This window comes from Nocardioides sp. NPDC092400, from assembly GCF_040684155.1.
Lineage (GTDB): Bacteria > Actinomycetota > Actinomycetes > Propionibacteriales > Nocardioidaceae > Nocardioides.
In genome coordinates this window covers 37,095-62,444 of sequence record NZ_JBFBFJ010000002.1, presented here as the reverse complement: position 1 = coordinate 62,444, position 25,350 = coordinate 37,095, and the positions used below count along the sequence as shown (strand labels likewise).

The 25,350-nt window shown below is 72.8% G+C and carries 25 protein-coding genes; 12 read left to right on the top strand and 13 right to left on the bottom strand.

The genetic code is table 11. The features are described from left to right. The first annotated feature begins 130 nt into the window (after positions 1-130). The 8 genes from rpmH to AB0N29_RS07770 all read left to right on the top strand — a co-directional run bounded on the left by rpmH (position 131) and on the right by AB0N29_RS07770 (position 5,405). A complete protein-coding gene (gene rpmH / locus AB0N29_RS07805) occupies positions 131-268 on the top strand; it encodes a 50S ribosomal protein L34 (RefSeq protein ID WP_011758123.1) in 138 nt (45 codons plus the stop codon). Between the two features lie 37 nt (positions 269-305). Continuing rightward, positions 306-662, top strand: a complete 357-nt coding sequence (gene rnpA, locus AB0N29_RS07800) for a ribonuclease P protein component (protein WP_364865592.1) — start codon at positions 306-308, stop codon at positions 660-662. A 10-nt stretch (positions 663-672) separates the two neighbouring features. After that, positions 673-936: a membrane protein insertion efficiency factor YidD gene (yidD, locus tag AB0N29_RS07795; protein ID WP_364866832.1), complete on the top strand. Its 264-nt coding sequence runs from the start codon at positions 673-675 to the stop codon at positions 934-936. A gap of 3 nt (positions 937-939) precedes the next feature. Beyond that, a complete protein-coding gene (gene yidC, locus AB0N29_RS07790) occupies positions 940-1,944 on the top strand; it encodes a membrane protein insertase YidC (RefSeq protein WP_364865590.1) in 1,005 nt (334 codons plus the stop codon). Beyond that, complete coding sequence (locus AB0N29_RS07785) at positions 1,941-2,498, top strand: R3H domain-containing nucleic acid-binding protein (protein WP_302268837.1); 558 nt, start codon at positions 1,941-1,943, stop codon at positions 2,496-2,498. Before yidC ends, AB0N29_RS07785 begins: the two co-directional genes overlap by 4 nt. Positions 2,499-2,562: 64 nt before the next feature. Beyond that, entirely contained in the window at positions 2,563-3,276 is a 714-nt protein-coding gene (gene rsmG, locus AB0N29_RS07780; protein WP_364865587.1) for a 16S rRNA (guanine(527)-N(7))-methyltransferase RsmG, read from the top strand. 96 nt (positions 3,277-3,372) lie between these two features. After that, positions 3,373-4,377 carry a ParA family protein gene (locus AB0N29_RS07775; RefSeq protein WP_364865585.1) on the top strand — a complete coding sequence of 335 codons (1,005 nt, stop codon included), beginning with the start codon at positions 3,373-3,375 and terminating at the stop codon, positions 4,375-4,377. Next, on the top strand, positions 4,374-5,405 hold the full coding sequence (locus AB0N29_RS07770) for a ParB/RepB/Spo0J family partition protein (protein WP_364865583.1): 1,032 nt from the start codon (positions 4,374-4,376) through the stop codon (positions 5,403-5,405). Before AB0N29_RS07775 ends, AB0N29_RS07770 begins: the two co-directional genes overlap by 4 nt. Positions 5,406-5,578: 173 nt before the next feature. Here the strand turns inward: AB0N29_RS07770 and AB0N29_RS07765 are convergent, their stop codons facing one another. Both AB0N29_RS07765 and AB0N29_RS07760 read right to left on the bottom strand, forming a co-directional pair. Then, positions 5,579-6,346: a lysophospholipid acyltransferase family protein gene (locus tag AB0N29_RS07765; RefSeq protein WP_364865580.1), complete on the bottom strand. Its 768-nt coding sequence runs from the start codon at positions 6,344-6,346 to the stop codon at positions 5,579-5,581. A 44-nt stretch (positions 6,347-6,390) separates the two neighbouring features. Next, positions 6,391-7,605 (bottom strand): pyridoxal phosphate-dependent aminotransferase, encoded by a 1,215-nt coding sequence (locus AB0N29_RS07760; RefSeq protein WP_364865578.1) that lies wholly within the window; start codon positions 7,603-7,605, stop codon positions 6,391-6,393. A 52-nt stretch (positions 7,606-7,657) separates the two neighbouring features. On the opposite strand from AB0N29_RS07760, the gene AB0N29_RS07755 reads away from it, so the two are divergent. After that, on the top strand, positions 7,658-8,317 hold the full coding sequence (locus tag AB0N29_RS07755) for a GNAT family N-acetyltransferase (protein ID WP_302268829.1): 660 nt from the start codon (positions 7,658-7,660) through the stop codon (positions 8,315-8,317). 10 nt (positions 8,318-8,327) lie between these two features. On the opposite strand, the gene trxA is transcribed toward AB0N29_RS07755, so the two are convergent. From trxA to AB0N29_RS07720, 7 genes are all read right to left on the bottom strand, one after another. Further along, on the bottom strand, positions 8,328-8,657 hold the full coding sequence (gene trxA, locus AB0N29_RS07750; RefSeq protein ID WP_302268828.1) for a thioredoxin: 330 nt from the start codon (positions 8,655-8,657) through the stop codon (positions 8,328-8,330). 106 nt (positions 8,658-8,763) lie between these two features. Continuing rightward, positions 8,764-9,780, bottom strand: a complete 1,017-nt coding sequence (gene trxB / locus AB0N29_RS07745; RefSeq protein ID WP_302268827.1) for a thioredoxin-disulfide reductase — start codon at positions 9,778-9,780, stop codon at positions 8,764-8,766. A gap of 151 nt (positions 9,781-9,931) precedes the next feature. Next, entirely contained in the window at positions 9,932-10,741 is an 810-nt protein-coding gene (locus AB0N29_RS07740; RefSeq protein ID WP_364865574.1) for a hypothetical protein, read from the bottom strand. Beyond that, positions 10,738-11,514: an RNA polymerase sigma factor SigM gene (sigM, locus tag AB0N29_RS07735; protein WP_364865572.1), complete on the bottom strand. Its 777-nt coding sequence runs from the start codon at positions 11,512-11,514 to the stop codon at positions 10,738-10,740. The genes AB0N29_RS07740 and sigM overlap by 4 nt, the downstream gene beginning before the upstream one ends. Next, positions 11,511-13,427: a protein kinase family protein gene (locus AB0N29_RS07730; RefSeq protein WP_364865570.1), complete on the bottom strand. Its 1,917-nt coding sequence runs from the start codon at positions 13,425-13,427 to the stop codon at positions 11,511-11,513. The genes sigM and AB0N29_RS07730 overlap by 4 nt, the downstream gene beginning before the upstream one ends. A 64-nt stretch (positions 13,428-13,491) precedes the next feature. Next, positions 13,492-15,165 (bottom strand): murein biosynthesis integral membrane protein MurJ, encoded by a 1,674-nt coding sequence (gene murJ / locus AB0N29_RS07725; protein WP_364865568.1) that lies wholly within the window; start codon positions 15,163-15,165, stop codon positions 13,492-13,494. Then, positions 15,162-17,438, bottom strand: coding sequence for a DUF6049 family protein (locus AB0N29_RS07720; RefSeq protein WP_364865566.1), 2,277 nt, complete (start codon positions 17,436-17,438; stop codon positions 15,162-15,164). Before AB0N29_RS07720 ends, murJ begins: the two co-directional genes overlap by 4 nt. A gap of 67 nt (positions 17,439-17,505) precedes the next feature. On the opposite strand from AB0N29_RS07720, the gene AB0N29_RS07715 reads away from it, so the two are divergent. Further along, a complete protein-coding gene (locus AB0N29_RS07715; RefSeq protein ID WP_302271749.1) occupies positions 17,506-18,933 on the top strand; it encodes a CCA tRNA nucleotidyltransferase in 1,428 nt (475 codons plus the stop codon). On the opposite strand, the gene AB0N29_RS07710 is transcribed toward AB0N29_RS07715, so the two are convergent. Then, positions 18,834-19,298, bottom strand: a complete 465-nt coding sequence (locus AB0N29_RS07710; RefSeq protein WP_364865564.1) for a hypothetical protein — start codon at positions 19,296-19,298, stop codon at positions 18,834-18,836. The two genes, AB0N29_RS07715 and AB0N29_RS07710, sit on opposite strands and share 100 nt — an antisense overlap. Positions 19,299-19,310: 12 nt before the next feature. Here AB0N29_RS07710 and AB0N29_RS07705 point away from each other — a divergent pair, with 12 nt between their 5' ends. Continuing rightward, positions 19,311-19,787, top strand: coding sequence for an SRPBCC family protein (locus tag AB0N29_RS07705; RefSeq protein ID WP_364865562.1), 477 nt, complete (start codon positions 19,311-19,313; stop codon positions 19,785-19,787). Between the two features lie 118 nt (positions 19,788-19,905). On the opposite strand, the gene AB0N29_RS07700 is transcribed toward AB0N29_RS07705, so the two are convergent. The 3 genes from AB0N29_RS07700 to AB0N29_RS07690 all read right to left on the bottom strand — a co-directional run bounded on the left by AB0N29_RS07700 (position 19,906) and on the right by AB0N29_RS07690 (position 22,852). Further along, positions 19,906-20,829 (bottom strand): hypothetical protein, encoded by a 924-nt coding sequence (locus AB0N29_RS07700; RefSeq protein ID WP_364865560.1) that lies wholly within the window; start codon positions 20,827-20,829, stop codon positions 19,906-19,908. Between the two features lie 270 nt (positions 20,830-21,099). After that, the gene (locus tag AB0N29_RS07695; protein WP_364865558.1) at positions 21,100-22,185 is read right to left on the bottom strand and encodes an inositol-3-phosphate synthase; all 1,086 of its coding nucleotides are present in this window, start codon (positions 22,183-22,185) and stop codon (positions 21,100-21,102) included. Positions 22,186-22,264: 79 nt separating this feature from the next. After that, positions 22,265-22,852 carry a PadR family transcriptional regulator gene (locus tag AB0N29_RS07690; RefSeq protein WP_302268818.1) on the bottom strand — a complete coding sequence of 196 codons (588 nt, stop codon included), beginning with the start codon at positions 22,850-22,852 and terminating at the stop codon, positions 22,265-22,267. 232 nt (positions 22,853-23,084) lie between these two features. Here AB0N29_RS07690 and AB0N29_RS07685 point away from each other — a divergent pair, with 232 nt between their 5' ends. Then, positions 23,085-25,346: a transglycosylase domain-containing protein gene (locus AB0N29_RS07685; RefSeq protein WP_364865555.1), complete on the top strand. Its 2,262-nt coding sequence runs from the start codon at positions 23,085-23,087 to the stop codon at positions 25,344-25,346. Positions 25,347-25,350 lie beyond the last annotated feature (4 nt).

Sequence of the window (25,350 nt, the reverse complement as noted above, 5' to 3'; positions counted from 1 at the left end):
GTGCCGCACGTCCACGGGAGCCACAGGTCTCGCGTGGGTGGGCGGTGCCAGCCGAAAAGGCGTCACAAGACGTGACGGCATCGCCGATCCCGCCGGGGTCGATTCCCCGAACACACCGAAGGAAGAGCTCGTGAGCAAGCGTACGTACCAGCCGAACAACCGTCGCCGCCACAAGGTGCACGGCTTCCGCCTGCGCATGCGCACCCGTGCCGGCCGCGCCATCCTGTCCTCGCGCCGCCGCAAGGGCCGCAAGAGCCTGGCCGTCTGACGGTCGTCGCCGCACACCGCCCAGCTCCGACCCCGCTGTGCTCCCTCCGGCGCACCGGTTGGTCGACGCGGACTCGTTCCGCCTCGCCACCCGGGCCGGGGAGCGAGCGGGGTCGCGCACACTGGTGGTCCATCTGTGGACGCCGGTGGGCGACGCCGACGGCCCGCCTCGAGTGGGCTTCGTCGTGAGCAAGGCGGTGGGCAACGCCGTCGTCCGGAACCGCGTGAAGCGCCGCCTGCGCCATCTCGCCCGGGAGCACGTCTCGTCGCTCCCGGGCTCTGCTGTGCTCGTGGTCCGAGCGCTCCCGGCCGCTGCCGGTGCGTCGTACGACGCGTTGGCCGAGGACCTGGCCCGGGGGCTGCGTCGTGTGGCGCCCGACCCGGTGCGGTCGTGACGGCGGTGCGCTGGTGAAGCACGTCCTCATCGCGCTGCTGCGCGGCTACCGGGCCGTGATCAGTCCCCTCTACGGGCAGGTCTGCCGCTACCACCCGTCGTGCTCGGCGTACGCGCTCGAGGCGGTGACGGTGCACGGCAGCATCCGCGGCACGTGGCTCGCCGTGCGCCGGCTCGGTCGCTGCCACCCGTGGGCGGCAGGCGGCTACGACCCCGTCCCCCAACGTCCCGCCCGTGGCCGCACGGGTACCCCGACCACTCAGCAAGGAGCCTGATCGGTGGGCATCATCGGCGACATCTTCGGCTTCATCGCCACGCCTCTGTACTACGCCATCTCGGCGGTGCTGATCGCGTGGCACAAGCTCTTGACCATGATCGGGCTGGACCCCGAGGGCGGCGCCGTGTGGGTGCTGTCGATCATCGGGCTGACCCTGGTGATCCGGGCGGCGCTGATCCCGCTGTTCGTCAAGCAGATCAAGTCCAGCCGGAACATGCAGCTGATCCAGCCCAAGGTCAAGGAGCTGCAGAAGAAGTACGGCCACGACCGGGAGCGTCTCGCGCAGGAGACGATGAAGCTCTACAAGGAGACGGGCACCAACCCGTTCGCCTCGTGCCTGCCGATCCTGCTGCAGATGCCGATCTTCTTCACGCTCTTCCACCTCCTGAACGAGGCGGCGAAGGACGGTACGCCGCACGGGCTGCTGACCCGATCCCTCGCGCAGGACTTCGGCGAGGCCGAGCTGTTCGGCCGGCTCCCCATCTCGGCGACCTTCGTCAACTCCGACGGCCACATCGGCGTCATGGTGCTCGCGGCGTTCCTGGTCGTGGCCATGACGGCCACCACCTTCCTCACCCAGCGCCAGCTGATGAGCAAGAACATGCCGGCCGACGCGCTCAGCGGCCCCTACGCCCAGCAGCAGAAGATGCTGCTCTACGTGCTCCCGCTGGTCTTCGCGGTCGGTGGCATCGCGTTCCCCATCGGCGTGCTGTTCTACTGGACCACCTCGAACGTCTGGACGATGGGCCAGCAGTTCTACGTCATCCGCAACAACCCTGCCCCGGGCACGCCGGCCTTCGCCGCGAAGCAGGAGCGGGACAAGGTTAAGGCCGCGCGCAAGGGCGAGCCGGTCGCCTCGGAGGTCGTCGAGGCGGCACCGGAGACCCCGGCCGAGCGCCGTGCCGCCCAGCGGCAGCAGCCGCGCAAGCAGACCCGACAGCAACGCAAGTCCTCCGGTGGGCAGCGGCCCGCTGGCGGCACGACCGAAGGTGGGAAGCAGAAGTGAGCGACGAGACGACCGAGCCGGCCGACGTCATCGAGGAGACCGCCGGGTCGGAGACTGCTGCCTCCCCCGCCGCCGAGGCTCCCTCTGCCCGCTCCCGCGTCGAGGAGCTCGAGGCGGAGGGCGACATCGCCGCCGACTACCTCGAGGAGCTGCTCGACATCGCGGACCTCGACGGTGACCTGGACATGGACGTCGAGGGGGACCGTGCTGCGGTGTCGATCGTCGGTGCCGACCTCTCCCAGCTGGTGGGTCGGGACGGCGAGGTCCTGGACGCGCTCCAGGAGCTGACCCGCCTCGCCGTCTACCGCGAGACCGGCGAGCGCTCGCGGCTGATGCTGGACATCGGTGGCTACCGCGCCCAGAAGCGCGAGGAGCTCGTCGCCCTGGCCGAGCAGACCATCGCCCGCGTCCGGGAGGGTGGCGCCCCGGTCTCCCTGGACCCGATGTCGCCCTTCGAGCGCAAGGTCGTCCACGACGCCGTCGCAGCCGCGGGCCTGGTCTCGGAGTCCGAGGGCGTCGAGCCGCGCCGTCACGTCGTGGTCCTGCCGGAGTGACGGCTCCGCCGCTGCGATGAGCGACGACGTTTCACGTGAAACACCCGCACCCTCCGTGCCCGACGTGGCACGGAGGGTGTTCGCTTCCGACCGGCTCGCGCTCGCCGAGCGGTACGCCGAGCTGCTGGCGACGGACGGCGTCGTCCGGGGGCTGATCGGTCCCCGGGAGGCGCCCCGGCTCTGGGACCGGCACCTGCTGAACTGCGCGGTGCTGGGCGAGTGGCTCCCGGCCGACGCGGTCGTGGCGGACATCGGTTCCGGCGCCGGTCTGCCGGGCCTCGTCCTGGCGATCTCCCGCCCCGACCTGGCGCTCACCCTGGTCGAGCCGTTGCTGCGGCGCACCACCTTCCTCGCCGAGGTCGTCGAGGGGCTCGGTCTGGACAACGTCGAGGTGGTCCGCGGCCGCGCCGATGCCCTCCACGGGAAGCGCCGCTTCGACGTGGTCACGTCCCGGGCGGTCGCACCGCTCGGGCGGCTGCTCGAGTGGTCGATGCCGCTGGTCGACGCGCACGGCGCGCTGGTGGCGATGAAGGGCTCGTCGGTCGTCAGCGAGATCGATGATGCGCGGCCGGTGCTTCGTCGACTCGGGTGCGCGGAACCGGAGGTCCGCGAGCTCGGCGTGGGCCTGCTCGAGGAGACGACCGGCGCGGTCCGGGTTTCGTGGGCCGATCCCGCGACGGTATCTTGGCCGCTCAGCAGCGACGCCGGAGCCGGGTCGTCCGGACGTCGTCGGAAGTCGTCGTCCGGGCGCCGGAGCCGGCCGAAGGGACGCGGCTAGCAGGTGGAGGGGTTCTCCGCAGGTTATCCACCGGTCCCAGCAGCCCGCTGAGCGTGACTGTCCACAGATTCACCTAGTTTGTCCACAGGAGGCGGCGTGCCCGAGTCCACCGATGTTTCACGTGAAACGGGCGGCAGCGGCTTCACCGTTCGCACGGCAGCCGACCTCGCGACGTACAACACCGGGTTCGAGGACGACCAGACGCCGCTCGCCAAGGCGGCTCAGCACAGCATCCTGGCGCGACAGGGCGCCGGCAGCCGTCCCTCGGTCCCCCGGCCGGACGCCACCCGGGTCTTCGTCGTGGCGAACCAGAAGGGCGGCGTCGGCAAGACGACCTCCACGGTGAACGTCGCGGCGGCGCTGGCGCAGCTCGGCCAGCGCGTCCTGGTCATCGACCTCGACCCGCAGGGCAATGCGTCCACTGCCCTCGGTGTCGGGCACCGCCGGGGCACCCCGTCCACGTACGACGCGCTGGTCGACGGCGTGCCGCTCACCGACGTCATCGCCGCGAGCGAGGACCTCCCGAACCTCTTCGTCGTCCCCGCGACCATAGACCTGGCCGGTGCCGAGATCGAGCTGGTGAGCGTCGTCGCACGGGAGGGCCGCCTGAAGAAGGCGATCAGCGGCCACCCGCTCGTCGGCACGGCGGCGGAGGCGGGCGAGGACCGCTTCGACTTCGTGATCGTCGACTGCCCGCCGTCGCTGGGCCTGCTCACGCTGAACGCGCTGGTCGCCGGCGACGAGATGCTCATCCCGATCCAGGCGGAGTACTACGCGCTGGAGGGGCTCGGCCAGCTGCTCGAGACCGTCGAGATGGTCAAGGCGCACCTGAACCCCACCCTCGACGTGTCCACGATCCTCATCACCATGTTCGACGCACGCACGCGGCTCGCGGCCGGTGTGGCGGAGGAGGTGCGCGAGCACTTCGGCAGCCAGGTGCTCCGGACCGCGATCCCCCGCTCGGTGCGGGTCTCGGAGGCGCCGTCGTACGGGCAGACGGTGATGACCTACGACCCCGGCTCGCCCGGCGCGTTGAGCTACCTGGAGGCAGCCCGCGAGATCGCCACCAAGAGCCGTACCGCCGACGGGGCGAGCGCATGAGCAAGCCGCCGGCACGCCGCGGCCTCGGGCGCGGCCTCGGGTCCCTGATCCCCACCGCGCCGCCGACCTCCGTGGAGGACGACTCCGCCGGGGCCGGTGCCGACGGATCCACGAGCGCCTCGTCCGGTGGCGGCGCACCCGGTCCGGACGCCCCCTCCCCCGGCGCCGACCCCGCCGGCGCGACCGACTCCGGTCAGCAGCCGCTGGCACCCGTCGTCGGCGCCTACTTCGCCGAGATCCCCGTCGGCCAGGTGGTCCCCAACCGCGCCCAGCCCCGCCAGGTGTTCGACGAGGACGCGATGGCCGAGCTGGTGCACTCGGTGCGCGAGGTCGGCCTGCTGCAGCCGATCGTCGTGCGGCGCACCGGGGACGAGGCCTACGAGCTGGTCATGGGCGAGCGCCGGTGGCGGGCCTCGCAGGAGGCCGGCCTGGAGCGGGTCCCCGCGATCGTCCGGGACACCGACGACATCGACATGCTCCGGGACGCCCTCCTGGAGAACCTGCACCGCTCGGAGCTCAACCCGCTCGAGGAGGCCGCGGCGTACGCCCAGCTCCTCGAGGACTTCGGCTGCACCCACGAGGAGCTGGCGCAGCGGATCGGCCGGTCGCGGCCGCAGATCAGCAACACGCTCCGGCTCATGCGGCTGAGCCCCGCGGTCCAGCGACGCGTGGCGGCCGGGGTGCTGTCAGCGGGGCACGCGCGAGCCCTGCTGGCGGTGGAGGACGCCGGACTGCAGGACCGGCTGGCGCAACGGGTCGTCGCCGAGGGCATCAGCGTGCGCGGGCTCGAGGAGATCGTGGCCGTCGGCGACACCGGCAGCGCGAGGAAGGCGCCCCGGCGTGCCCGGCCGGAGCCGGCGGCGGTCTCCGAGGTCGTCGACCGCCTGTCGGACCGCTTCGAGACGCGCGTCAAGGTGGACGTGGGCAAGGCGAAGGGCAAGATCACCGTCGAGTTCGCGTCCCTGGAGGACCTCCAGCGGATCGTGGACATCATGGACCCGCGGAACCGGCACGACCGGGTGATCTGAGCGGTCTTGTCGATCGGGGGACTTGTCGCTTTGTCGACAAAAGGCTAGATCAGCTCGTCGGCACGGACCGGTACGGACGGGCGTCGGGGTAGTCCGTCACGCACGCGCCCCTGGGCGCGGTCACCGGGGCCGGGGCGTGACGGACTACCCCCCGCCGGGAGCGGGAGGACGGCTCAGGCGCCGGCGCGCTTGGCGGCGCGCTTGGCCGCACGCGCCCGCTTCTCCTCGGCGTCGAGGCGGACGGCCTCCTCGGGGGTGGGCGCGGAGCCGCCGAACCGCGCGGGCAGCCACCAGGAGCCGGGAGGCTGCTCGTCGGCGGGGTACTCGCGGATGGTCTCCTCCAGCAGGCCCGAGAGCGCGGCGTGCAGCTCCGCGGTCTCGGCGACGGGGTCGGCCCCGGTGGGGTGCAGCGGCTCCCCCACCCGGATCGCGATGGTCTTGCCGCGGGCGAAGTCGCGGGGGTGGTCCTTGGTGAACATGCGCTGGGTGCCCCACAGCGTCACCGGGAGCAGGGGGACGCCCGCCTCGGCCGCAATCCGCACGGCGCCGGTCTTGATGTCCTTGACCTCGAAGGACCGGGAGATGGTGGCCTCGGGGAAGATCCCGACCGCCTCGCCGGCGCGGAGGTAGTCGATGGCCGAGCGGTAGGAGGTGAGGCCCTCCCCGCGGTCGACCGCGATGTGGTGCATCGAGCGCATGACCGGCCCACCGACGGCGTGGTCGAAGATCTCCTTCTTGGCCATGAACCGGACCAGGCGGCGGGAGGGGTGCGCGGCGAACCCGCCGTAGATGAAGTCCAGGTAGCCGACGTGGTTGAACGCCAGCAGCACCCCGCCGTCCCGCGGCACGTGCTCGGTCCCGCTGAGCTGGAACCGCTGCCCCAGCAGGCGGAACGCGGTCTTCGCCGTCCAGATGATCGGGGGGTAGCTGATGTCGCGCATGCGGTGAGCGTAGGGGGCCGGCCCCCGTCGCCGCTCGCGGGTCGTCAGCGACATACGGCGAGGAAGTCGGCGATCCGGCCGATCGCCTCCTCCAGCACGTCCACGGCGGGCAGCGTGACGAGCCGGAAGTGGTCGGGATCGGGCCAGTTGAAGCCGGTGCCGTGCGTGACCAGCAGTTTCTTGGCCCGCAGCAGGTCGATGACGAACGCCTCGTCGTCCTCGATGGCGTAGACCTCGGGGTCCAGACGCGGGAAGCAGTACAGCGCGCCTCGGGGCTTGACGCTGCTGACACCGGGGATCTCGTTGAGCATCCGGTGCGCGAGCATCGCCTGCTCGTAGTAGCGACCGCCCGGGCCGATCAGCTCCTCGACGGACTGGTAGCCCCCGAGTGCGGTCTGGATGGCGTGCTGGGCGGGCACGTTCGCGCACATGCGCATGTTCGCGATGAGCGTGAGGCCCTCGATGAAGTCGGCCGCCAGCTCCTTGGGGCCCGAGATCATCACCCAGCCGGCGCGGTAGCCGCAGACCCGGTAGGCCTTGGAGAGCCCGCTGAACGTCAGGCAGAGCACGTCGTCGCCGGCGTACGTCGCGGCGTGGTGGTGGACGGCGTCCTCGAAGAGGATCTTCTCGTAGATCTCGTCGGCCATCACGACCAGGTCGTGGCGCCGCGCGATGTCCACCAGGCCCTTGACGGTCTCCTCGCTGTAGACCGCGCCGGTGGGGTTGTTGGGGTTGATGATCACGAGCGCGTGGGTGTTCTCGGTGATCTTGGACTCGATGTCCGCGAGGTCGGGGTTCCAGTCGTCGTCCTCGTCGCAGCGGTAGTGCACCGCGGTCCCGCCGGCGAGCGTGACCGCGCCCGTCCACAGCGGGTAGTCCGGCGCCGGCACGAGGATCTCGTTCCCGTCGTCCACGAACGCCTGCAGCACCATCGAGATCAGCTCGGAGACGCCGTTGCCGATGAAGACGTCGTCGACGCGGACGTCGCGCAGGCCGCGCGACTGGTAGTAGTTCATCACCGCGGTGCGGGCCTCGTAGATGCCGCGCGAGTCGGCGTACCCCTGGGAGTCCGGCAGGTGGTGCACGATGTCGGCCACGATCGCCTCGGGCGCCTCGAAGCCGAACGGCGCGGTGTTGCCGATGTTCAGCTTGAGGATCCGGTGGCCCTCGCTCTCGAGGCGCTGGGCCTCGACCAGGATCGGACCGCGGACGTCGTACCGGACGTTGCGGAGCTTGCGGCTCTGGCGGATCTGGCGCACCCGCCCATCCTCGCAGGCCCGTGCCTACGATGAGCGAGGAGGAGGTGCGCCCATGTCCCGCAAGGTCGTCCGCCTGACGCTCGACCACCTCGACGCGCTGTCGGCGCCGTGCCGCACGTGCCTGTTCTGGGAGCTCGACCCCGTCTCGCGCCACCGGGTGGAGGACGCCGCGGGGGAGAAGCACGCCTGGCTCTCGGAGGTGCTGCGCGAGTGGGGCTCCTGCGGCCGGGTCGCGCTGGTCGACGACGAGCCCGTCGGCCACCTGGTCTACGTGCCCGCGGCGTACGTCCCCGGAGCCGCCGGGATCCCGACGGCTCCGGTCAGCGCCGACGCGGTCCTGCTGACGACCGTCCAGGTCGACCCGCGGCACGCCGGGGGCGGGCTGGGCCGGATGCTGGTGCAGGGCATGGCGCGGGACCTGATCCGCCGCGGCGGCATCCGCGCGGTCGAGGCGTTCGGGACGACGCTGCCCGGACCGGTGGCGCCCTGCCTGGTCCCGGCGGGCTTCCTGTCCAGCGTGGGGTTCGGCACGCAGCGGGCGCACCCCACGAACCCGCGGATGCGGATGGAGCTGCGCTCGGCGCTGACCTGGAAGGACGAGCTCGAGGCGGCGCTGGAGCGGCTGCGCGGCGTCGTCCGGCCGGCCCCGGGACCGGTACGGCCCCCGGCTCCGTCCCGGGGGACGGTGCCGAGGGCCGTGGAGCGGTCCTGAGGGACCCGCGTCAGGCGGAGATGAACTCCGAGAGCTCGTTGAGGAGCGTCGCCTTCGGGCGGGCGCCGACGATGGTCTTCACGACCTCGCCGCCCTGGTACACGTTGATCGTCGGGATGCCGGTGACCCGGTAGGACGACGGGGTGACCGGGTTCTCGTCGACGTTCATCTTGAAGAACTCGATCTTGTCGCCGTGAGCACCGGCGATCTCGTCGAGGATCGGGGCGACCTGGCGGCACGGACCGCACCACTCGGCCCAGAAGTCGACCAGGACCGGCTTGTCGGACTTGAGGACCTGCGCCTCGAACTCGGCGTCGGTCACGGCTGCGATGTTGCCCACGTGAGGATCCTTCCCTGGAGTGTTGGTGCTGCGGGGTGCTGCTGAGGAGTGAACACCGGTGCGCCGACGGTTGTTCCGGCCCCCGGTGGGTGTCGGGCGAGGAGCGTCAGGCGCCGGCGGTCTGCACGGTCTCGGAGGCCACCTCGGCGTCGATGCGCGCCTGCGCCTCCGCGGGGGTGGCCGAGACCGTGTCGAGGGCGGAGAGGAACCGCTCGGCGTCCAGCGCGGCGGCGCACCCGGTGCCCGCGGCGGTGATCGCCTGGCGGTAGTGGTGGTCCACCAGGTCACCGGCGGCGAAGACACCCGGCAGGTTGGTGCCGGTCGAGGGGTGCTCGACGACGACGTACCCGTTCGGGTCGAGGTCGACCTGGCCGCGGAGCAGCTCCGAGCGGGGGTCGTGGCCGATCGCGATGAACAGCCCGGTGGCGTCCATCCGGCGGGTCTCGCCGGTGACCGTGTCCTTGAGCGTGATGCCCTCGAGCCGGTCCGTGCCGTGGATCTCCTCCACGACCGAGTTCCACTCGATCTCGAGCTTGGGGTCGGCGAAGGCGCGGTCCTGCATGATCTTGGAGGCGCGCAGCTCGTCGCGGCGCACGATCAGCGACACCTTGGACCCGAACCGGGTCAGGAACGTCGCCTCCTCGATCGCGGAGTCACCGCCACCGACGACGGCGATGTGCTGCTCGCGGAAGAAGAAGCCGTCGCAGGTCGCGCACCAGGACACCCCGCGGCCCGACAGCTCGTCCTCCTTGGGCAGGCCGAGCTTCTTGTAGCCCGAGCCGGTCGCGAGGATCACCGCGTGGGCGGTGTGGGTGCCGGTGGCGGTCTTGACGACCTTGACGTCGCCGGTCAGGTCGACCTCGACGACGTCGTCGGGGACCAGCTCGGCGCCGAACCGCTCGGCCTGGGCGCGCATCTCGTCCATCAGCGCCGGGCCCATGATCCCGTCCCGGAAGCCGGGGAAGTTCTCGACGTCAGTGGTGTTCATCAGCGCGCCGCCGGCGGTCACCGAGCCCTCGAAGACCAGGGGGTTCAGGTTCGCCCGGGCGGCGTACACCGCGGCGGTGTACCCGGAGGGGCCGGAGCCGATGATGATGACCTGACGGGGTGCGGTGTCGGACATGGAGTCGACGTCTCCTCGCGATGCGGTGGCTGCCGGCGTTCGCTCGCGCCGGACGATGGGGTGCTGGCTGGTCCAACCGATCGTAGGCGAGGAATGTTCCGCGCCGGACCTGGGTGAGGCGCCGCCGGGGAGGGCTGTCGCGCTGCGTGCGTCAGTCGGCCGGGAGGGTGGTGGAGCGCAGGATGTCGCCGGTCCCGCACTGGAGCAGGTCCGCGACCTGGCTGTCGCCGGCGGGCGCCCGGAACACCAGGACGTGCGGCTCCCCGTCGTAGAGCACCGGGACCGCCGCGCCGGCGCCCCAGTCGGCCGGCGTGCACTCGAAGTACGCCGCGCCGTCGGTCCGGCGGTCGGTGCCCCGGGGCCGGTCCCGCTCCAGGCCGCCGTCGAGGTCCCGGACGTCGGTCCGGCCCGCGTCGACGCGGTCCCGGGCACGCAGCGCGTCGGCGGCGAACCGGTCCGAGCGCAGCCGGACGGGCCGGCGGGCCGACGCGACGAGCGCGCCGAAGGCGCTCTCGTCCTGCACCGCCCCCGGTGCGGAGCCGGTGGAGCCGGTCGAGGGGCGGGGTGCGGCCTCGCCGGGCACGCCGTCGGTGCGGTCCTGCGTGGAGCCGCCCCCGCCGTCCCGGCGACCGCCGTCCTCGGCAGCACCGCCGCCCGCGGCGCTCGACCCGGCGCTGGTGGAGTCGTCGTTCCCGCTGCCCGCGGGAAGGACCTGTCCGAGGCCGAGGCCGACCACGGTGACGACCGCGGCAGCGGCGAGCAGCCCGGCCGCGCGGCGCCGGCGGCGCACCGCGAGCTCGTCGGCCGAGGAGGGGACGTCCTCACCCTCGGCCAGCTGCGCGAGCACCCGGTCCAGCCGTGCGGCGACGTCGACGGGCACGGGCTCGGCGTGCCGGACGTCGGCCAGCAGGCGGCGCACCTCCTCCTCGCGGGGGTCGGGCACGGTCTCGGGACCGGTCATGGCGCACCTCCTCCGGCGGGCTCGGTGTTCTGGGTGTCCTGGCTGTCCTGGGCGTGGTCACGGGTGCCACCGGTGTCGGTGCCCCCGGTCGTCCCGGGTGTCGGGGCGGCCGCAGATCCTGTCAGGTCGGCCCGTCCTGGGACGCGTCGGCCCGCCCGGAGGTTCCTCCCAGGTGACGGTGGCCGCACCGGACGCTCGAGCTCGAGCAGCTCGGCCAGCCTGGTCCGCCCCCGCGAGCAGCGCGACTTCACCGTGCCCACGGCGCAGCCCAGGATGACGGCCACCTCGGCGACGGGGTAGCCCTCCATGTCGACCAGCACGAGCGCGGCCCGCTGCTCGGCGGGCAGTGCGGCGAGGGCGGCGAGCACGGCGCGCCGCCGCTCGGTGCGCACGCTCGCGTCGGCCGGGTCCTCGACGCCGGGGTCCGGCGACGCGGTGCCGCGGTCGCCGTACTCCTCGAGGTCGTCGGGCAGCCTCTCGGTCCGGCGCACCCGCGCCGCGCGGAGACGGTCGAGGCAGGCGTTGACGACCACGCGGTGCAACCAGGTGGTGACCGCGGCGTCGCCGCGGAACGACCCGGCCCGCCGGTACGCCGCGACGAGGCCGTCCTGCAGCCCGTCGGCGGCGTCCTCGCGGTTGCCGGTCGTGCGCAGGGCGACGGCCCAGAGCCGGTCCCGGTGCCGGGCGACGAGCCGTCCGAACGCCTCGTGGTCGCCGGCCACGTGTGCGGCGAGCAGCTCGGCGTCGGTCCGGTCGTCGGTCCGCTCGCTCACCCGCGGACCACGGCCTCGGCCACCTCGCCGCGGTAGCCGCCGGGGACCTCCGGCAGGGAGGTGAGCCACACGACGACGTACCGCCCGGACACCGGCTCCTCGAGCTCGACCCGGCCGCGCTCCTCGAGCGTGTCGGCGCCGGCCACGGCGAGGTCCTTGACCGCGACGGGCGCGGACTCGGTGACGTGGACCGACACCGCGGTCGGGGCGCCACCGAGGGTCAGGCCCACCTCGGAGACCCGCTGGGAGGACCCCAGGTCGAGGACGAGGCCGACACCGGTCTTGAGCCCCTCGGGCCCGAGCTGCTGGCGGTAGGTCGCCGTGCGCCAGGCCGTTGCCGGGTCGCCGTCGACGGCCAGGGCGGTCAGCTCGGCGTTCTCCGAGCCGTCGCCGCCCTGGGGGTCGAGGTCGGTGGCGGCCTCGACCGGCAGGTCGCGCAGGGGTCGCGCGACCGGGCTCGTGCTGGTGGTGGGGTCGTCGTCGGGCTGGGTGCCGAGCGGGCCGCGACCGCGGCCCACGTTGACCGCCACGACGGTGACGACGAGCACCACCGCGCAGACCGCCAGGACGATCGCCAGCCGCATCCAGCGACGACCGGGCACCCGGTCCAGCGTGCCCGTCTCCTCGTCGTCCGCCGGCGGAGCGCTGTCGACGGCCCGGCCGTCACCGGTGTCCCAGGGCCAGTACGACGACCCGCCGGCCGTCCCGGCAGCGAACGCGTGCGGGCCGGCGCTGCTGTGGACCACCCCCGGCCTCGGTCGCCGCGCGGGCGCGCCGTCGGCCGGGTCGGGCGCGAACAGGGGCCGGCTCGGCGGCTCCTCGAAGGGCGGCGGGGGCGGCACGGGCTCGGTGCGCCGCTCGAGCCACGACACGTCGTCGGTGGCGTCGTCAAAGATCGGGAGGCCGGCCTCGGTCGGCAGCTCGGCCGCGGCGGGGGTGGCGGGGGTGGCCGGCGCCGGGTCGGCGTGCCGCGGGGGAGGGGCGGACGGGGCCTGCCCGCCGGCCCTGGTGCCGGAGTCCTGCTGCTCCTCGCCCGGGTCGCCGTGCTGGTCGGCGTGGGGCACGACGTCGGGGACGGCGGGCAGGACGATCGTCTGCGGGCGGTGCAGCGAGGGGGCGGCCGCGGCGAGCGCCTCGGGCACGCCGGTGGGGTCCCCGACGAACTCCTGGAGGTAGTCGGCCACCCCGCGGGCGGTGCTCACCTCGAGCAGGTCGCGCCGCGCGGCGTAGGGGTTGAGCAGCGCCTCGCAGAGCGCGTCGAGCGGTCGCGGGACGCCGGCACGGACCTGCCGGGGCCGCAGCACGTGGCCGGCCTCCTGCGGCGCGGACGGGACCGCGGAGGGCGAGACGCCGGCCCACCGCCCGGTCAGCGCGGCGTACAGCAGCCCGGCGAGGTCGGTCACGTCGGTGGCCGGCCGGTCGGCGGGCAGGCCGTGGAGGGCGGCGTCGACCGACAGGCCGATGACCTTGACCTGGCCGGTGTGCTCGACGAGGACGTTCTCGGGCACGAGGCGCCCGTGGGCGACGCCCGCGGCGTGCGCGGTGGCGATCGAGTCGGCGACCTCGGCCACCAGCCACGCCGCCTTGCGGGGGCTCAGCGGGCCGGTGGTGGCGAGCAGGATGTCGAGGGAGACCCCCGTGCCCCACTCGTTGACGACGTAGCAGACGCCTTGGAGCCGCTCGGCGTCGAGCACCCTGAGCACGCGCCGGTCCAGGACCGTGGCCGAGCGCCGCGCCGCGTCGATCAGCCCCGGAGCGCGGTCGTCGGCGGCGTCGATGACGTGCAGGGCGACGTGCCGCTCGAGGACCCGGTCGTGGGCCCGCCAGAACCGCCCCCCGCGGCTCTCGGAGAGCAGGTCGACGAGGCGGTAGCGGTCGGCGAGGACGTCTCCTGGCCGGGCGGTCTGCGGCACAGCCTCCTCATCCCTTCGACGTTCTCGGGCCCCGGGTCGCCCCGGTCGGGTCATCGTAGGACCGTCAGCGCCTGCGGGGCAGCGGAAGCCGTCGGGTGAGTGTCTCGACCACCGAGGTCACCTCGGTCAGCCGCAGGAGCCGGGCCAGGACCAGGAACACCGCGACGTCGACGCCGGTCACCACGACGGCGCGGACCACGGAGACGGCGTACGTCGAGGTGTCGCCCAGGCTGTCCAGGAGCATCGAGGCGAGCCACGCGGCGGCGGTCGACACCGCGACGGCGATCGCGATCCGGACGAGGAAGCGGACCAGCACCGTGGAGCCCAGCCCGCCGAGCCGGCGGGCCAGGACCGTGTAGGAGAGGAGGGCGCCGACGAGGTACGCCGCGGCGTAGGCGACCGCGAGGGCGGGCGCGGTCGCGGCGTCGTCGGTGGTGGCGACCAGCACCAGCGCGGCGACGACGTTGGTGACCCCGACGCCGCACTGGACGTAGAACACCGTGCGGGTCTGCTCCAGCGCGTAGAAGCCGCGCAGCATCAGGTAGTGGACGGTGAAGAGGACCAGGCCGGGGCCGAAGACGGCCAGCGTGCCGATGTAGTTCTCGTAGGTGTCCGCGGCCGCCCCGAGCGAGATGACCCGCGCCAGCTCGGGCGCGATCACCGGCAGGAGGGCGGCGAAGGGCAGCACGACGGCCAGGGCGGTGCGCAGCGTCGAGGACAGCGAGCGGCCGAGCCCCGGCAGGTCGCGCTCCGCGGCCCGGCGGGAGAGCCCCGGGAGGATCGCGGTCGCCAGCGACACCGTGATCACCGAGTGCGGGACCATGATGATGAGGAACGCCGCGGAGTAGACCGAGTAGCCGGTGCTGTCGGAGGCCCCGTCGGCGGTGCCGCTGGACGCGAGCCGCACCACGACGGTGTAGGCGACCTGGTTGACGATGACGAACAGCACCGTCCAGATGCCCAGGCGCAGGGTGTGGCCCAGGCCGGTGCCCCGGAAGTCGAACCGCGGGCGGTAGCTGAAGCCGGCCGCCCGCAGGTAGGGCAGCAGGATGAGCAGCTGCGCGGCGATGCCCAGCGTCGAGCCCAGGCCGAGGACGAGCTCCTGGTCGGCCGAGAAGCCGGCCGAGCGCTCGGCCTCGGTGGCGGTGCCGAAGAGGACGAGGTAGAGCAGCAGGACGGCGACCGAGATGACGTTGTTCGCGATCGGCGCCCACATCATCGGCCCGAAGCGGCCGCGGGCGTTGAGGATCTGCCCGACCAGCACGAACATCCCGTAGAAGAAGACCTGCGGGAGGCACCAGCGGGCGAAGTCGACGACCGACTCGCGGGCGTCCGGCGGCACGTCGGCGTCGAGGTAGAGGTCCATCACCCACGGCGCCGCGAGCACCAGGAGGACGGTGACCACGCCGAGGAAGAGGGCCGCCAGCGTGACGACGCGGTTGGTGTACGCCTCGCCCCGGTCGGCGTCGTTCTTGGCGGCCCGCACCAGCTGGGGCACCAGCACGGCGTTGAAGACACCGCCGGCCAGCAGGATGTAGAGCATGTTGGGGATCGTGTTCGCGATGTTGAACACGTCGGCGTGCAGCACGTTGCCCAGCGCCGCGGCCAGCAGCAGCGTGCGGACGTAGCCGCTCAGCCGGGAGACGACCGTGCCGGCGGCCATGACGGCGCTGTTGGACAGCACCGAGCGCTCGTCGTTCGGGACCTCGGCGTCGGTCCCGGTCTCGGTGCGGGTCATGTGGTGGCCTCCTCCTCGCGGCGGGCCCGGCGCACACGGCGCACCAGCCGCACGGCGATCGCGCTGAACAGCAGCAGGGCCCCGACGCCCATGATCACCCAGATCACGGCGCTGGCCTGGATGGAGCGGATCGACAGCTCGTCGGTCGAGCCCAGCGGGGTGTGCCGGTCGTCGGGGTCCTCGGTGTGGTCGGTCAGCACGAGCCGCACCCGGTGCACGCCGGGCTCCCGGGTGGTGGCCTCGAGCAGGACCGGCGTGCGGCCGCGCGCCGGGACCTCGATCGTCTCGGGCCCGGTGATGGAGACGGCCGCGGGGTCGTCGGTGACGGCCTCGATGCTCACCTCGACCGGCTCGTCGAGGCCGTTGACCACGCTCGCGCCGAACCCGCCGCTGGCGCTGGAGAGCGCGACGCCGCGGGGCGCCTCGATGACGACGCTGCCGAGGAGCCTGTCGATCTCCTGCCGCGAGCCGAGCACGGCGAGCCGGGCCGTGGTGGGCCGGTCGCGGGAGGAGTACGACAGCGACGCGAGGGCCTCGTCGGCGACCTCGGCCGCCACGCGGGTGTTGTCGCGGAGCACGTGCTGGAGGACCTCCCCGGCGTCGATCAGGCCGGTCGCCGCCTCGAAGGCGTCCTCGTCGAGCCGCTGCCGGACCTGGCGCTCGGGGTAGTCCAGGTCGTCGAGCGCCACGGCCGTGCCCTCGCGGCCGGCCACGTCGCCCACGGTGCTGACGTCGACCCAGTCCTCGTCGAGGCCGTCGAAGAAGCCGGTGGTCGAGCCCGGGGACCACCCCGTCGGCAGCTGCACGACCAGCGGCTTGCGGCCGGGGCCGAGCAGGCGCACGGCCGCCTCGGCCAGCACCCGCTGGCGCAGCGAGACGGCGGCCAGCGGGTCGTCGGGTCCGGGCCCGCCGGCGGCCGCGCCCGAGGACGTGACGACCAGCCGGCGGCCGCGGACCTTCGCGACGCCCGGGGCGTCCGCTCCGAGCTCGCGGTCGGTGACCAGCATCGTGGTGTCGGGCTCGACGGCGACGACCGCGGCGGGGTCGAGGAACCCGGTGGGGGAGCCCAGCGCCGGTGACGTCGCCACCTCCCAGGAGCTGGTCGCCTCCTCGGCGCGGGCACGGGCGCGGGTGAGCAGGTCCGGGTCATGGGTGAGCGCACCGGCCACGTCGAGGTCGCCGTACGGCAGCGCGAGCACGTCGTCGCCCTCCATCGCCTCGCTGAGCCGGCCCAGCCACGCCGACGCCACCTGCGCGGCCTCGGCCTCCTCGGCGGTGGGCTCGTGGACGGGCTCGCCGTCCCCGCCCTGGCCGTCGCCCTCGCCCTGCTCGCCGTCCTGGCCGTTCTCGCCGTCCTCGCCGTCCTCGTCGGCGCTCGCCGAGGCGGAGGGGTCCGAGGAGAAGGCGGCGTCGGGCTGGTCGGAGGGTGCGATCGGCTGCCCCCCGAGGGTGGGGGCGAGGGAGCGCGGCGGGTTGCCGGCGGCGAGGCGGCGGACGGCGTCGACGAGCGCGGGGTCCACCAGCCAGGTGACCGGGCGGTCGCCGGCCGACGCGCCGAGGTCGACCAGGGACCGCAGGGACCCCTCGCTGCCCAGGGTGCGGATCCAGCCGGGGACGTCGGCCAGCGAGCCGTCGGGCTCGCGGGTGAGCGCGCGGCGCAGCGGGACCACCACGGCGGTCTCCACCTGGCCGCGCGTGCTGCGGGGCACCAGCGGGAGGAAGGTCCGGGCGCGGCCGTCGGCGACGTCGTCGCGGCCGGCGGAGGACTCCCCGGATGCGTGGACGCCGAACCAGTAGACGCCGGGAGCGGTGCGCGTGGCGGTGTAGGCGCGGGGCAGGCGGATCGAGAACTGCTGGGAGCCGCCGGGCTCGAGCTCCTCGATGGTGTCGCTCACGTCGGTGATGCGGCCGCCGACGTACTCGCCGGCCGGGACGGTGGCGGCAGCCGCCAGCTGCTCGGAGGTCGTCATCGGCGTCTCGCCGAGGAACGGGTAGAGGTTGATCCGCCGCCAGGTCTCCCCGCTGCGGTTCGTCACCGAGCCGCTCACCCGGATCGGGCCGCGCCGCGGGATCGCGCCGGGGGTCAGGGAGTCGATCGTCACCTCGAGCGCGGCCTCGTCGTCGACGACGGCGGAGGTGGCGGCGGAGGAGACCGCCACGGGCGCTCCGGCGGCGTCGGCCGGTGCCGGGACCACCGCCGTACCGGCTCCGAGGCCCACCAGCGCCAGGGCCGCCGCCACGAGGGCAGGCCGCGGCGACCGGGGGCGAAGCATGCGGACGACACTATCCGCCCGGCCGCACCTAGAATCGTGCCCCGTGCCCGACGCCCCGCTTCCCCACCTGCAGCTCGCCGACGTCCAGCGCTCGGTGAGCGAGGAGCTCGACCGCATCGCGCCGGTCATCGACGAGCTGGGTCGCCGCTTCGCCGACGCCGGGCACGAGCTCTCCCTGGTGGGCGGCCCCGTCCGGGACGCGATGCTGGGCCGCCAGCACAACGACCTGGACTTCACCACCTCCGCCCGGCCCGAGCAGACCGAGCGGCTGCTGAAGGGGTGGGCCGACGCGATCTGGGACATGGGCCGCGCCTTCGGGACGATCGGCTGCCGCCGGGGCGAGTGGCAGGTCGAGATCACGACGTACCGCTCGGAGAGCTACGACCCCGACTCGCGCAAGCCCGACGTCGACTTCGGCGACTCCCTCGACGGCGACCTCGGCCGCCGCGACTTCACCGTCAACGCGATGGCCGTGCGGCTGCCCGGGCGCGAGGTGGAGGACCCGTACGGCGGCGTGGTCGACCTCGCCCACCGGGTGCTGCGCACGCCGGGCCGGCCCGAGGACTCCTTCTCCGACGACCCCCTGCGGATGATGCGGGCCGCGCGGTTCGCCGCCCAGCTCGGGTTCACCGTCGACGACGGCGTCCGCGAGGCGATGACCGCGATGGCCGAGCGGATCTCGATCATCTCCGCCGAGCGGGTCCGCGACGAGCTGGTGAAGCTGGTGTGCGCGCCGTACCCGCGGCTCGGCCTGACCCTGCTGGTCGAGACCGGGCTCGCCCAGCTGGTGCTGCCCGAGCTGCCGGCGCTGGCGCTGGAGCGCGACGAGCACCACCGGCACAAGGACGTCTACGAGCACACGCTGACCGTGCTGGAGCAGGCCATCGACCTCGAGGACCGGCTCGGCGGGGAGCCGGACTTCGTGTCCCGGTTCGCCGCGCTGATGCACGACGTGGGCAAGCCGCGCACGCGCCGGTTCGTCGACGACGGCACCGTCACCTTCCACCACCACGACGTGGTCGGCGCCAAGATCACCCGCAAGCGGATGAAGGCGCTGCGCTTCTCCAACGACGAGATCGAGGCCGTCACCAAGCTCGTCGAGCTGCACCTGCGCTTCCACGGCTACGGCACGGGGGAGTGGACCGACTCCGCGGTCCGCCGCTACGTGCGCGACGCCGGCGACCAGCTCGAGCGCCTGCACGTGCTCACCCGGGCCGACTGCACCACCCGCAACCAGCGCAAGGCCGCGCGGCTCGCCCGGACCTACGACGAGCTCGAGGAACGGATCGCCCGGCTCTCGGAGGAGGAGGAGCTGGCCTCCCTGCGCCCCGACCTGGACGGCAACCAGATCATGGAGCTGCTCGGCATCGGGCCCGGCCGCGACGTCGGGCAGGCCTACCAGCACCTGCTGGAGCTGCGGATGGACCACGGGCCCCTCGGCGAGGACCGTGCCCGCGAGGAGCTCCTCGCCTGGTGGGCGGCCCGCTCGGCCTGAGGCGTCCCGCGACGTCCGGGGGGTCGACGGGCGACGGTGGGCAGGCCGGTGTCGACCGGCTCCCCGCCGGCCACGGGGTGGAGCCGAGGGTCGCCGCAGGCGTCCGGGTCGCTGATGGACCAGGTGCCGGCGGGGCTGGAGCGCGCGCCGCGGTCGTGCAGGTCCGCGAACCAGTCGTCCCCCCAGACGTCCGAGAACGAGCCGGCCACCTCGCGGCGGTCGCCCGAGGCCAGGTCGTGGGCGAGGACCGCGGCCGGCCCGGCGGCGTACGCCACCTCGTCGGTGGGACCGAGCACCTCGGGGGAGTCGGCGTCCTCGTGGACGTCGGCCAGGTCGTCGGAGCCGGGGTCGCCCCCGGGGGCCACTAGGGTGCCGGCATGGCCAGCGTCGCAACCGCCCAGGACCTCGAGGCGACCGTCGAGGTCGCTGCCCCGCCCGCGACCGTGTGGTCGCTCGTGGCCGATCCGACCCGTGCCCGGGAGTGGAGCCCGCAGGTGCTGCGCACCTTCGTGCGCGGCCGGCCGGTCCAGGAGGGCACGACCTTCCTCAACCTCAACCACCGCGGCCCGCTCGTGTGGCCGACCACGGCGAAGGTCACGACGTTCGACCCGCACGTGCGCTTCGCCTTCCGCGTGACGGAGAACCGGACCACCTGGTCCTTCACCCTCCAGCCCACCCCCGACGGCGGCACCCTGCTGACCAACCGCCGGGAGACCACCGAGGGCATCTCCGCCCTCTCGCTGGTGCTGACCCGCGTCGCCCTCGGCGGCGTCGACACCTTCACCGACGAGCTCCGCGCCGGCATGACCGAGACCCTCGGCAACATCAAGGCCGCCGCCGAGGCGCTCGGCTGAGGCGTCGGTCGCACTCCTGGCACTCGGATCGTTCAATTGCGCTGTTGTGGTGGCGGGACCTGCGTCAGGCGTGTCTGCCCCCACCGGGATCGTTCAATTGAACGATCCGGGTGGCACCTCAACTCGCCGGTCGCGGCGCCCGGTTGATGAAGTGCGGCTCCCACCCCGGCTGGGGCGGCGAGACGGTGAGGCCCAACCGCGCGGCTGCGAGCCAGATGCGACGGAGCGTCCCACCCGGCGTGTCGAAGAGGTCCTTCGAGGTGACGTGGACCAGGTGCCACCCGAGCTGGTCGACGAGCTCGCTCCGGCGGAGATCCCGCTCCCACGTGCGTGGGTCGTCGCGGTGGTGCGTGCCGTGGTACTCGATGGCGAGCCGTTGCTCGCGGTAGGCCAGGTCGAACCTCACCAGGACGTCGCCGTTCTCGGCTCGTACGGCGTGGCCGGCCACGGGCTCGGGGAGCCCGGCGAGCACGATCAGCATCCGTAGCCGCGTCTCCATGGGCGAGTCGACGCCGTCGCGCACGTACGCCGCGGCGTGTCGCGCGGCCGGTGACCAGTAGTCGCGCGTCCTCTCCAGCCCGGCTCGCAGGGTGGCGGCGGTCATCCGGAACACCCGCAGGAGGTTGTCGCCCGCGACGACGAGGTCGACCAGGTCGAGCATCGACGCGAGCTCGACGAACATCCGCACCGGGTCGGAGACCCGGATGCCGCGCCACATCCGGGTGGGCGTGCCGACCGGCGCGACGTGGGGCTTGATGTCGGGCAGCCACCGACGGTCCTTGGCCTTCGTGACGCTCACGTGGACGAAGGAGGAGTCCGGTACGACGACACCGCACCAGGCGGCCGCGGTCCGGTGGCTCGCCCACGCCCCCGCGGGGTGGACGAGCAAGGCACCGATGACGCGCTCCTCGTCGGTCGGCTCCACCTCGGCACTGATGAACACGCCCCGGAAGATCCGTCGGTACCGCGACCCTCGGAGCAGCCACGGGCTGATGCCGGCGGCAACGGCGTCGGCGCGCGTGAAGGGTCGTCGTTCGTCCATGGCTCGGCACCTTGGCACCGGCCTGCGGCGCGGTGCTCCCGTCATCCACAGGTATTCACCACGCTGTGGAGGACCGGACCCCACCAGGATCGTTCAATTGCGCGATCGCGGTGGCCCGGAGGCGTCGAACGCCCCGACGAGCCACCCGAACCGTTCAATTGAACGATCCGGGTGACAGGAAAGAGCCTGGAGACGCCGACGGCCCACCCGGAGGACCGGGCGGGCCGTCGTGCGAACGTCGAGCCGCGAGGGCTCAGCGGTGGGAGGAGGTCACTCCTCGCCGGCGATGAAGGCCTCGACGCGGCGGCGGCCCTCGTCGTCGGGCAGCTGCACCGGCGGGGACTTCATCAGGTACGACGAGGCCGAGATGATCGGGCCGCCGATGCCGCGGTCCTTGGCGATCTTCGCGGCGCGGATCGCGTCGATGATGATGCCGGCCGAGTTCGGGGAGTCCCAGACCTCGAGCTTGTACTCCAGGTTCAGCGGGACGTCACCGAAGGCGCGGCCCTCGAGGCGGACGTAGGCCCACTTGCGGTCGTCGAGCCAGGCGACGTAGTCCGAGGGACCGATGTGCACGTTCTTGTCGTGGACCTTGCCCGACAGCGAGCCGGTGAGGTTCGAGGTGACGGCCTGGGTCTTGGAGACCTTCTTGGACTCCAGGCGCTCGCGCTCGAGCATGTTCTTGAAGTCCATGTTGCCGCCGACGTTGAGCTGGTAGGTGCGGTCCAGCGTCACGCCGCGGTCCTCGAACAGCTTCGCCATCACGCGGTGGGTGATGGTGGCGCCGACCTGCGACTTGATGTCGTCGCCGACGATCGGGACGCCGGCGTCCTCGAACTTCTTGGCCCACTCGGGGTCGGAGGCGATGAAGACGGGGAGGGCGTTGACGAAGGCCACGCCGGCGTCGATCGCGCACTGGGCGTAGAACTTGTCGGCCTCCTCGGAGCCCACCGGGAGGTAGGAGACCATGACGTCGATCTCGCGGTCCTTGAGGACCTGGACGACGTCGACGGGCTCGGCGCCGGACTCCTCGATGGTCTGGCGGTAGTACTTGCCGAGGCCGTCGAGGGTCGGGCCGCGCTGGACCTCGACGCCGAGCGTCGGGACGTCGGCGATCTTGATCGTGTTGTTCTCCGAGGCGTTGATGGCCTCGGAGAGGTCCTTGCCGACCTTCTTGTCGTCGACGTCGAACGCCGCGACGAACTCCACGTCCTTGACGTGGTAGTCGCCGAAGGCGACGTGCATCAGGCCGGGGACGGTGCCCGCGGGGTCGGCGTCCTTGTAGTACTCGACGCCCTGCACCAGGGAGGTGGCGCAGTTGCCCACCCCCACGATCGCTACTCGAACCGAACCCATCGGGTCTTCCTTCCTTGAACCTGTACGGAGGTCTGTGTGTGCTGCGCTGGTGCGCGGCTTGCTGGTCTGCTGCTGCTCGTCAGGGGGTCTGCTCGGGCGTCGGACCGGCCGGTTGCACCGGTGCCTGACCCAGGTTCCGCTCGGCGTTGATGAGGTCCGAGAGCCACCGGACCTCGCGCTCGACGGACTCCACGCCGTGTCGCTGGAGCTCGGCCGCGTAGCGGTCGACCTCCTGGACGGTCATCTGCAGCTCCCGCTGCACCCGGTCGAGCCGCTCCTGGAGGCGGATGCGTCGGCCCTCGAGCACGCGCAGCCGGATCTCCATGTCGGTGCGTCCGAAGAACGCGAACCGGATGTCGAAGTTGTCGTCCTCCCACGCGGCCGGGCCGACCTCGGACATGAGGCGCTCGAACTCACGCGTGCCGGCCTCGGTCACCTGGTAGACGATCCGCGGCCGACGGCTGGTGGGGACGTTCGTGCTGGTGGACTCCTCGATGAGGTTGCCGCGCAGCATCTTCTTCAACGTCGGGTAGAGCGAGCCGTAGGACAGCACCCGGCCCCACCCGAGCATGAGGTTCAGCCGCTTGCGCAGCTCGTAGCCGTGCATGGGTCCCTCGTGCAGCAGTCCGAGGACTGCGAGCTCGATGGTCTCTCCACGACGTGCCACGCGACCTATCGTAGCGATATATCCACCGGTTGCGAACATCTGACCTGTCGAGTGCGTGTCACAGGCCGCCGGAAGTGGCGTGGATCGCGCGGAGGCCGGTGGGGCGGCCCCGATGCGTACCCTGTCCTGGGTCGCGGCCGGCCCCCTCGGGGCCGGGACGTGGCACGCAGCCGTGCACCGGAGGAGAAACACCAGCGTGAGAGATGGCAAGCGCCGGGCCGCAGGTCCTGCCGTGAAGAAGTCCCCGAAGCGGGCACCCCGCACCCGCAAGCAGAAGGTGTGGCGGGTCGGGCGTTGGCTCCTCGCTCTCGGGCTGGTGGGTGCGCTCCTGGTCGGCGCGGCGTTCGTCGTGCTCTACCAGACGATCGACATCCCCGACCCGAACAAGGACTTCGAGACCCAGACGACGTTCGTCTACTTCGACGACGGCAAGACCGAGCTCGGTCGCTTCGCCACCCAGAACCGGGTGTCGATCGACCTCGAGCAGATGCCGCAGTCGCTCAAGGACGCGGTGGTCGCGGCGGAGAACGAGACGTTCTGGACCGACAGCGGCATCGACCCCAAGGGCATCGTCCGCGCGGCGTTCAACAACGCCCAGGGCAACGCCCGCCAGGGCGCCTCGACGATCACCCAGCAGTACGTCAAGATCCTGTACCTCTCCCAGGAGCGCAGCTACCAGCGCAAGATCAAGGAAGCGATCCTGTCGCTGAAGGTCCAGCGCCAGCAGAGCAAGTCGCGCATCCTCGAGGGCTACCTCAACACCATCTACTTCGGTCGCGGTGCGTACGGCGTGGAGGCCGCCGCCCAGGCGTTCTTCCAGCGCCCGGCCAAGAACCTCGACCTGCGCCAGAGCGCCGTCCTCGCGAGCGTGCTCAACAACCCCAGCCGCTTCGACCCGGCCAACGGCAAGGACTCGCGCGAGGCGCTCACGGGCCGCTACGAGTACACGCTGAACCAGATGGCCGAGCTCGACATGATCACCGAGGACGAGGCGGCCAAGGCCAAGAAGCGGCTGCCGGACTTCCCGCAGGAGCGGGCGGAGAGCACCTACGGCGACCAGAAGGGCCACATGCTCACGATGGTCCGCAAGGAGCTCGACCGCCTCGGGTTCACCCCCCAGGAGATCGAGGGCGGCGGCCTGCGGGTGACGACGACGTTCACGCCCAAGGCGATGGCCGCGGCCAAGGAGGCGGTCCTCGAGGAGCGCCCCGAGGGCTTCAAGGACAAGGAGCTGCACGTCGGGGTCGCCAGCGTCGAGCCTGGCACCGGAGCGGTCCGCGGCTTCTACGGCGGCCAGGACTACCTCCAGTCCCAGATCAACTGGGCGGTCTCCGGCGGTCAGGCCGGCTCGACCCTGAAGGCGTTCGCGCTCGCGGCCGCGATCAAGGACGGCTTCTCCCTCAACGACACCTTCGACGGCAACTCGCCGTTCGTGCTGCCCGACGGCACCGAGGTCACCAACCAGGGCGACGACAGCTTCGGCTCGGCGATCAACATGATCTTCGCGACGCAGAAGTCGGCGAACTCCGCCTTCGTCGACATGACGACGAGCATGGACGGCGGCCCGGAGAAGGTCGTCAAGATGATGAACGCCATGGGCATCCCGCCGACCGAGGCGGGCCGCAACGACCCCGGCTTCCCGAACACCTCGCCGGGCCTCGAGCCGGTCGCCACCGTGGCGCTGGGCAGCGCGACCGTCAGCCCGATCAACATGGCCAACGGCTACGCCACGATCGCCAACGAGGGCGTGTACGCCGAGCCGTTCATCATCGAGAAGGTCGTCGACGACAGCGGCGAGACCCGCTACTCCCACGCGGAGCAGGGCCCCGAGCCCAAGCGCGTCCTCGACGCCGACATCGCCGCGGACGTCTCCTACGCCCTGCAGCAGAACGTCACCGGCGGGTCGGGCACCGCGGCGCTCGCGCTCGGGCGGCCCGCGGCCGGCAAGACCGGCACGGCCACCAATGGCCGCGACGAGGTGTCCTCGGCGTGGTTCGCCGGCTACACCCCCCAGATGGCCACCGCGGTGATGTACGTCCGCGGCAAGGGCAACGAGCAGCTGATGGGCTGGCTTCCGGAGTACTTCGGCGGCTCCTACCCCGCCCGCACCTGGACCCACGCGATGGAGGTCCTCATGGACGGGCTGCCGGTCGAGGACTTCCCCGACCCGGTGTACGTCGACGGCGACGCGCCGAGCGACGGCCACGCGCCGTACGTCCCGCCGTCCACCCCGACCGGCGAGCCGGATCCGCAGCCCCAGCAGCCGCAGCCCAGCGCGGGCATCGAGTCGGAGACGCCGGAGCCCTCCCAGGAGCCGACCCCGTCGCAGGAGCCGACGCCCACCGCCGAGCCGTCGCCGAGCTGCGACATCCTCGGCTGCGGCGAGCCGTCCTCGCCGCCGCCCAGCTCGCCGCCGCCGAGCCAGGCGCCGAGCGGCAGCGCGTCGCCGGCCGCGGGGCCGTCGCGCGAGACCGCACCGCGCGGACGGGGCTGACCCG

Bases quoted from the DNA above. Each gene is read 5' to 3' on its own strand.
- AB0N29_RS07770 (WP_364865583.1), top strand. From the start codon at position 4,374: ATGAGCAAGCCGCCGGCACGCCGCGGCCTCGGGCGCGGCCTCGGGTCC.
- AB0N29_RS07765 (WP_364865580.1), bottom strand. From the start codon at position 6,346: ATGCGCGACATCAGCTACCCCCCGATCATCTGGACGGCGAAGACCGCG.
- AB0N29_RS07755 (WP_302268829.1), top strand. From the start codon at position 7,658: ATGTCCCGCAAGGTCGTCCGCCTGACGCTCGACCACCTCGACGCGCTG.
- trxB (WP_302268827.1), bottom strand. From the start codon at position 9,780: ATGTCCGACACCGCACCCCGTCAGGTCATCATCATCGGCTCCGGCCCC.
- AB0N29_RS07740 (WP_364865574.1), bottom strand. From the start codon at position 10,741: ATGACCGGTCCCGAGACCGTGCCCGACCCCCGCGAGGAGGAGGTGCGC.
- murJ (WP_364865568.1), bottom strand. From the start codon at position 15,165: ATGACCCGCACCGAGACCGGGACCGACGCCGAGGTCCCGAACGACGAG.
- AB0N29_RS07720 (WP_364865566.1), bottom strand. From the start codon at position 17,438: ATGCTTCGCCCCCGGTCGCCGCGGCCTGCCCTCGTGGCGGCGGCCCTG.
- AB0N29_RS07705 (WP_364865562.1), top strand. From the start codon at position 19,311: ATGGCCAGCGTCGCAACCGCCCAGGACCTCGAGGCGACCGTCGAGGTC.
- AB0N29_RS07700 (WP_364865560.1), bottom strand. From the start codon at position 20,829: ATGGACGAACGACGACCCTTCACGCGCGCCGACGCCGTTGCCGCCGGC.
- AB0N29_RS07695 (WP_364865558.1), bottom strand. From the start codon at position 22,185: ATGGGTTCGGTTCGAGTAGCGATCGTGGGGGTGGGCAACTGCGCCACC.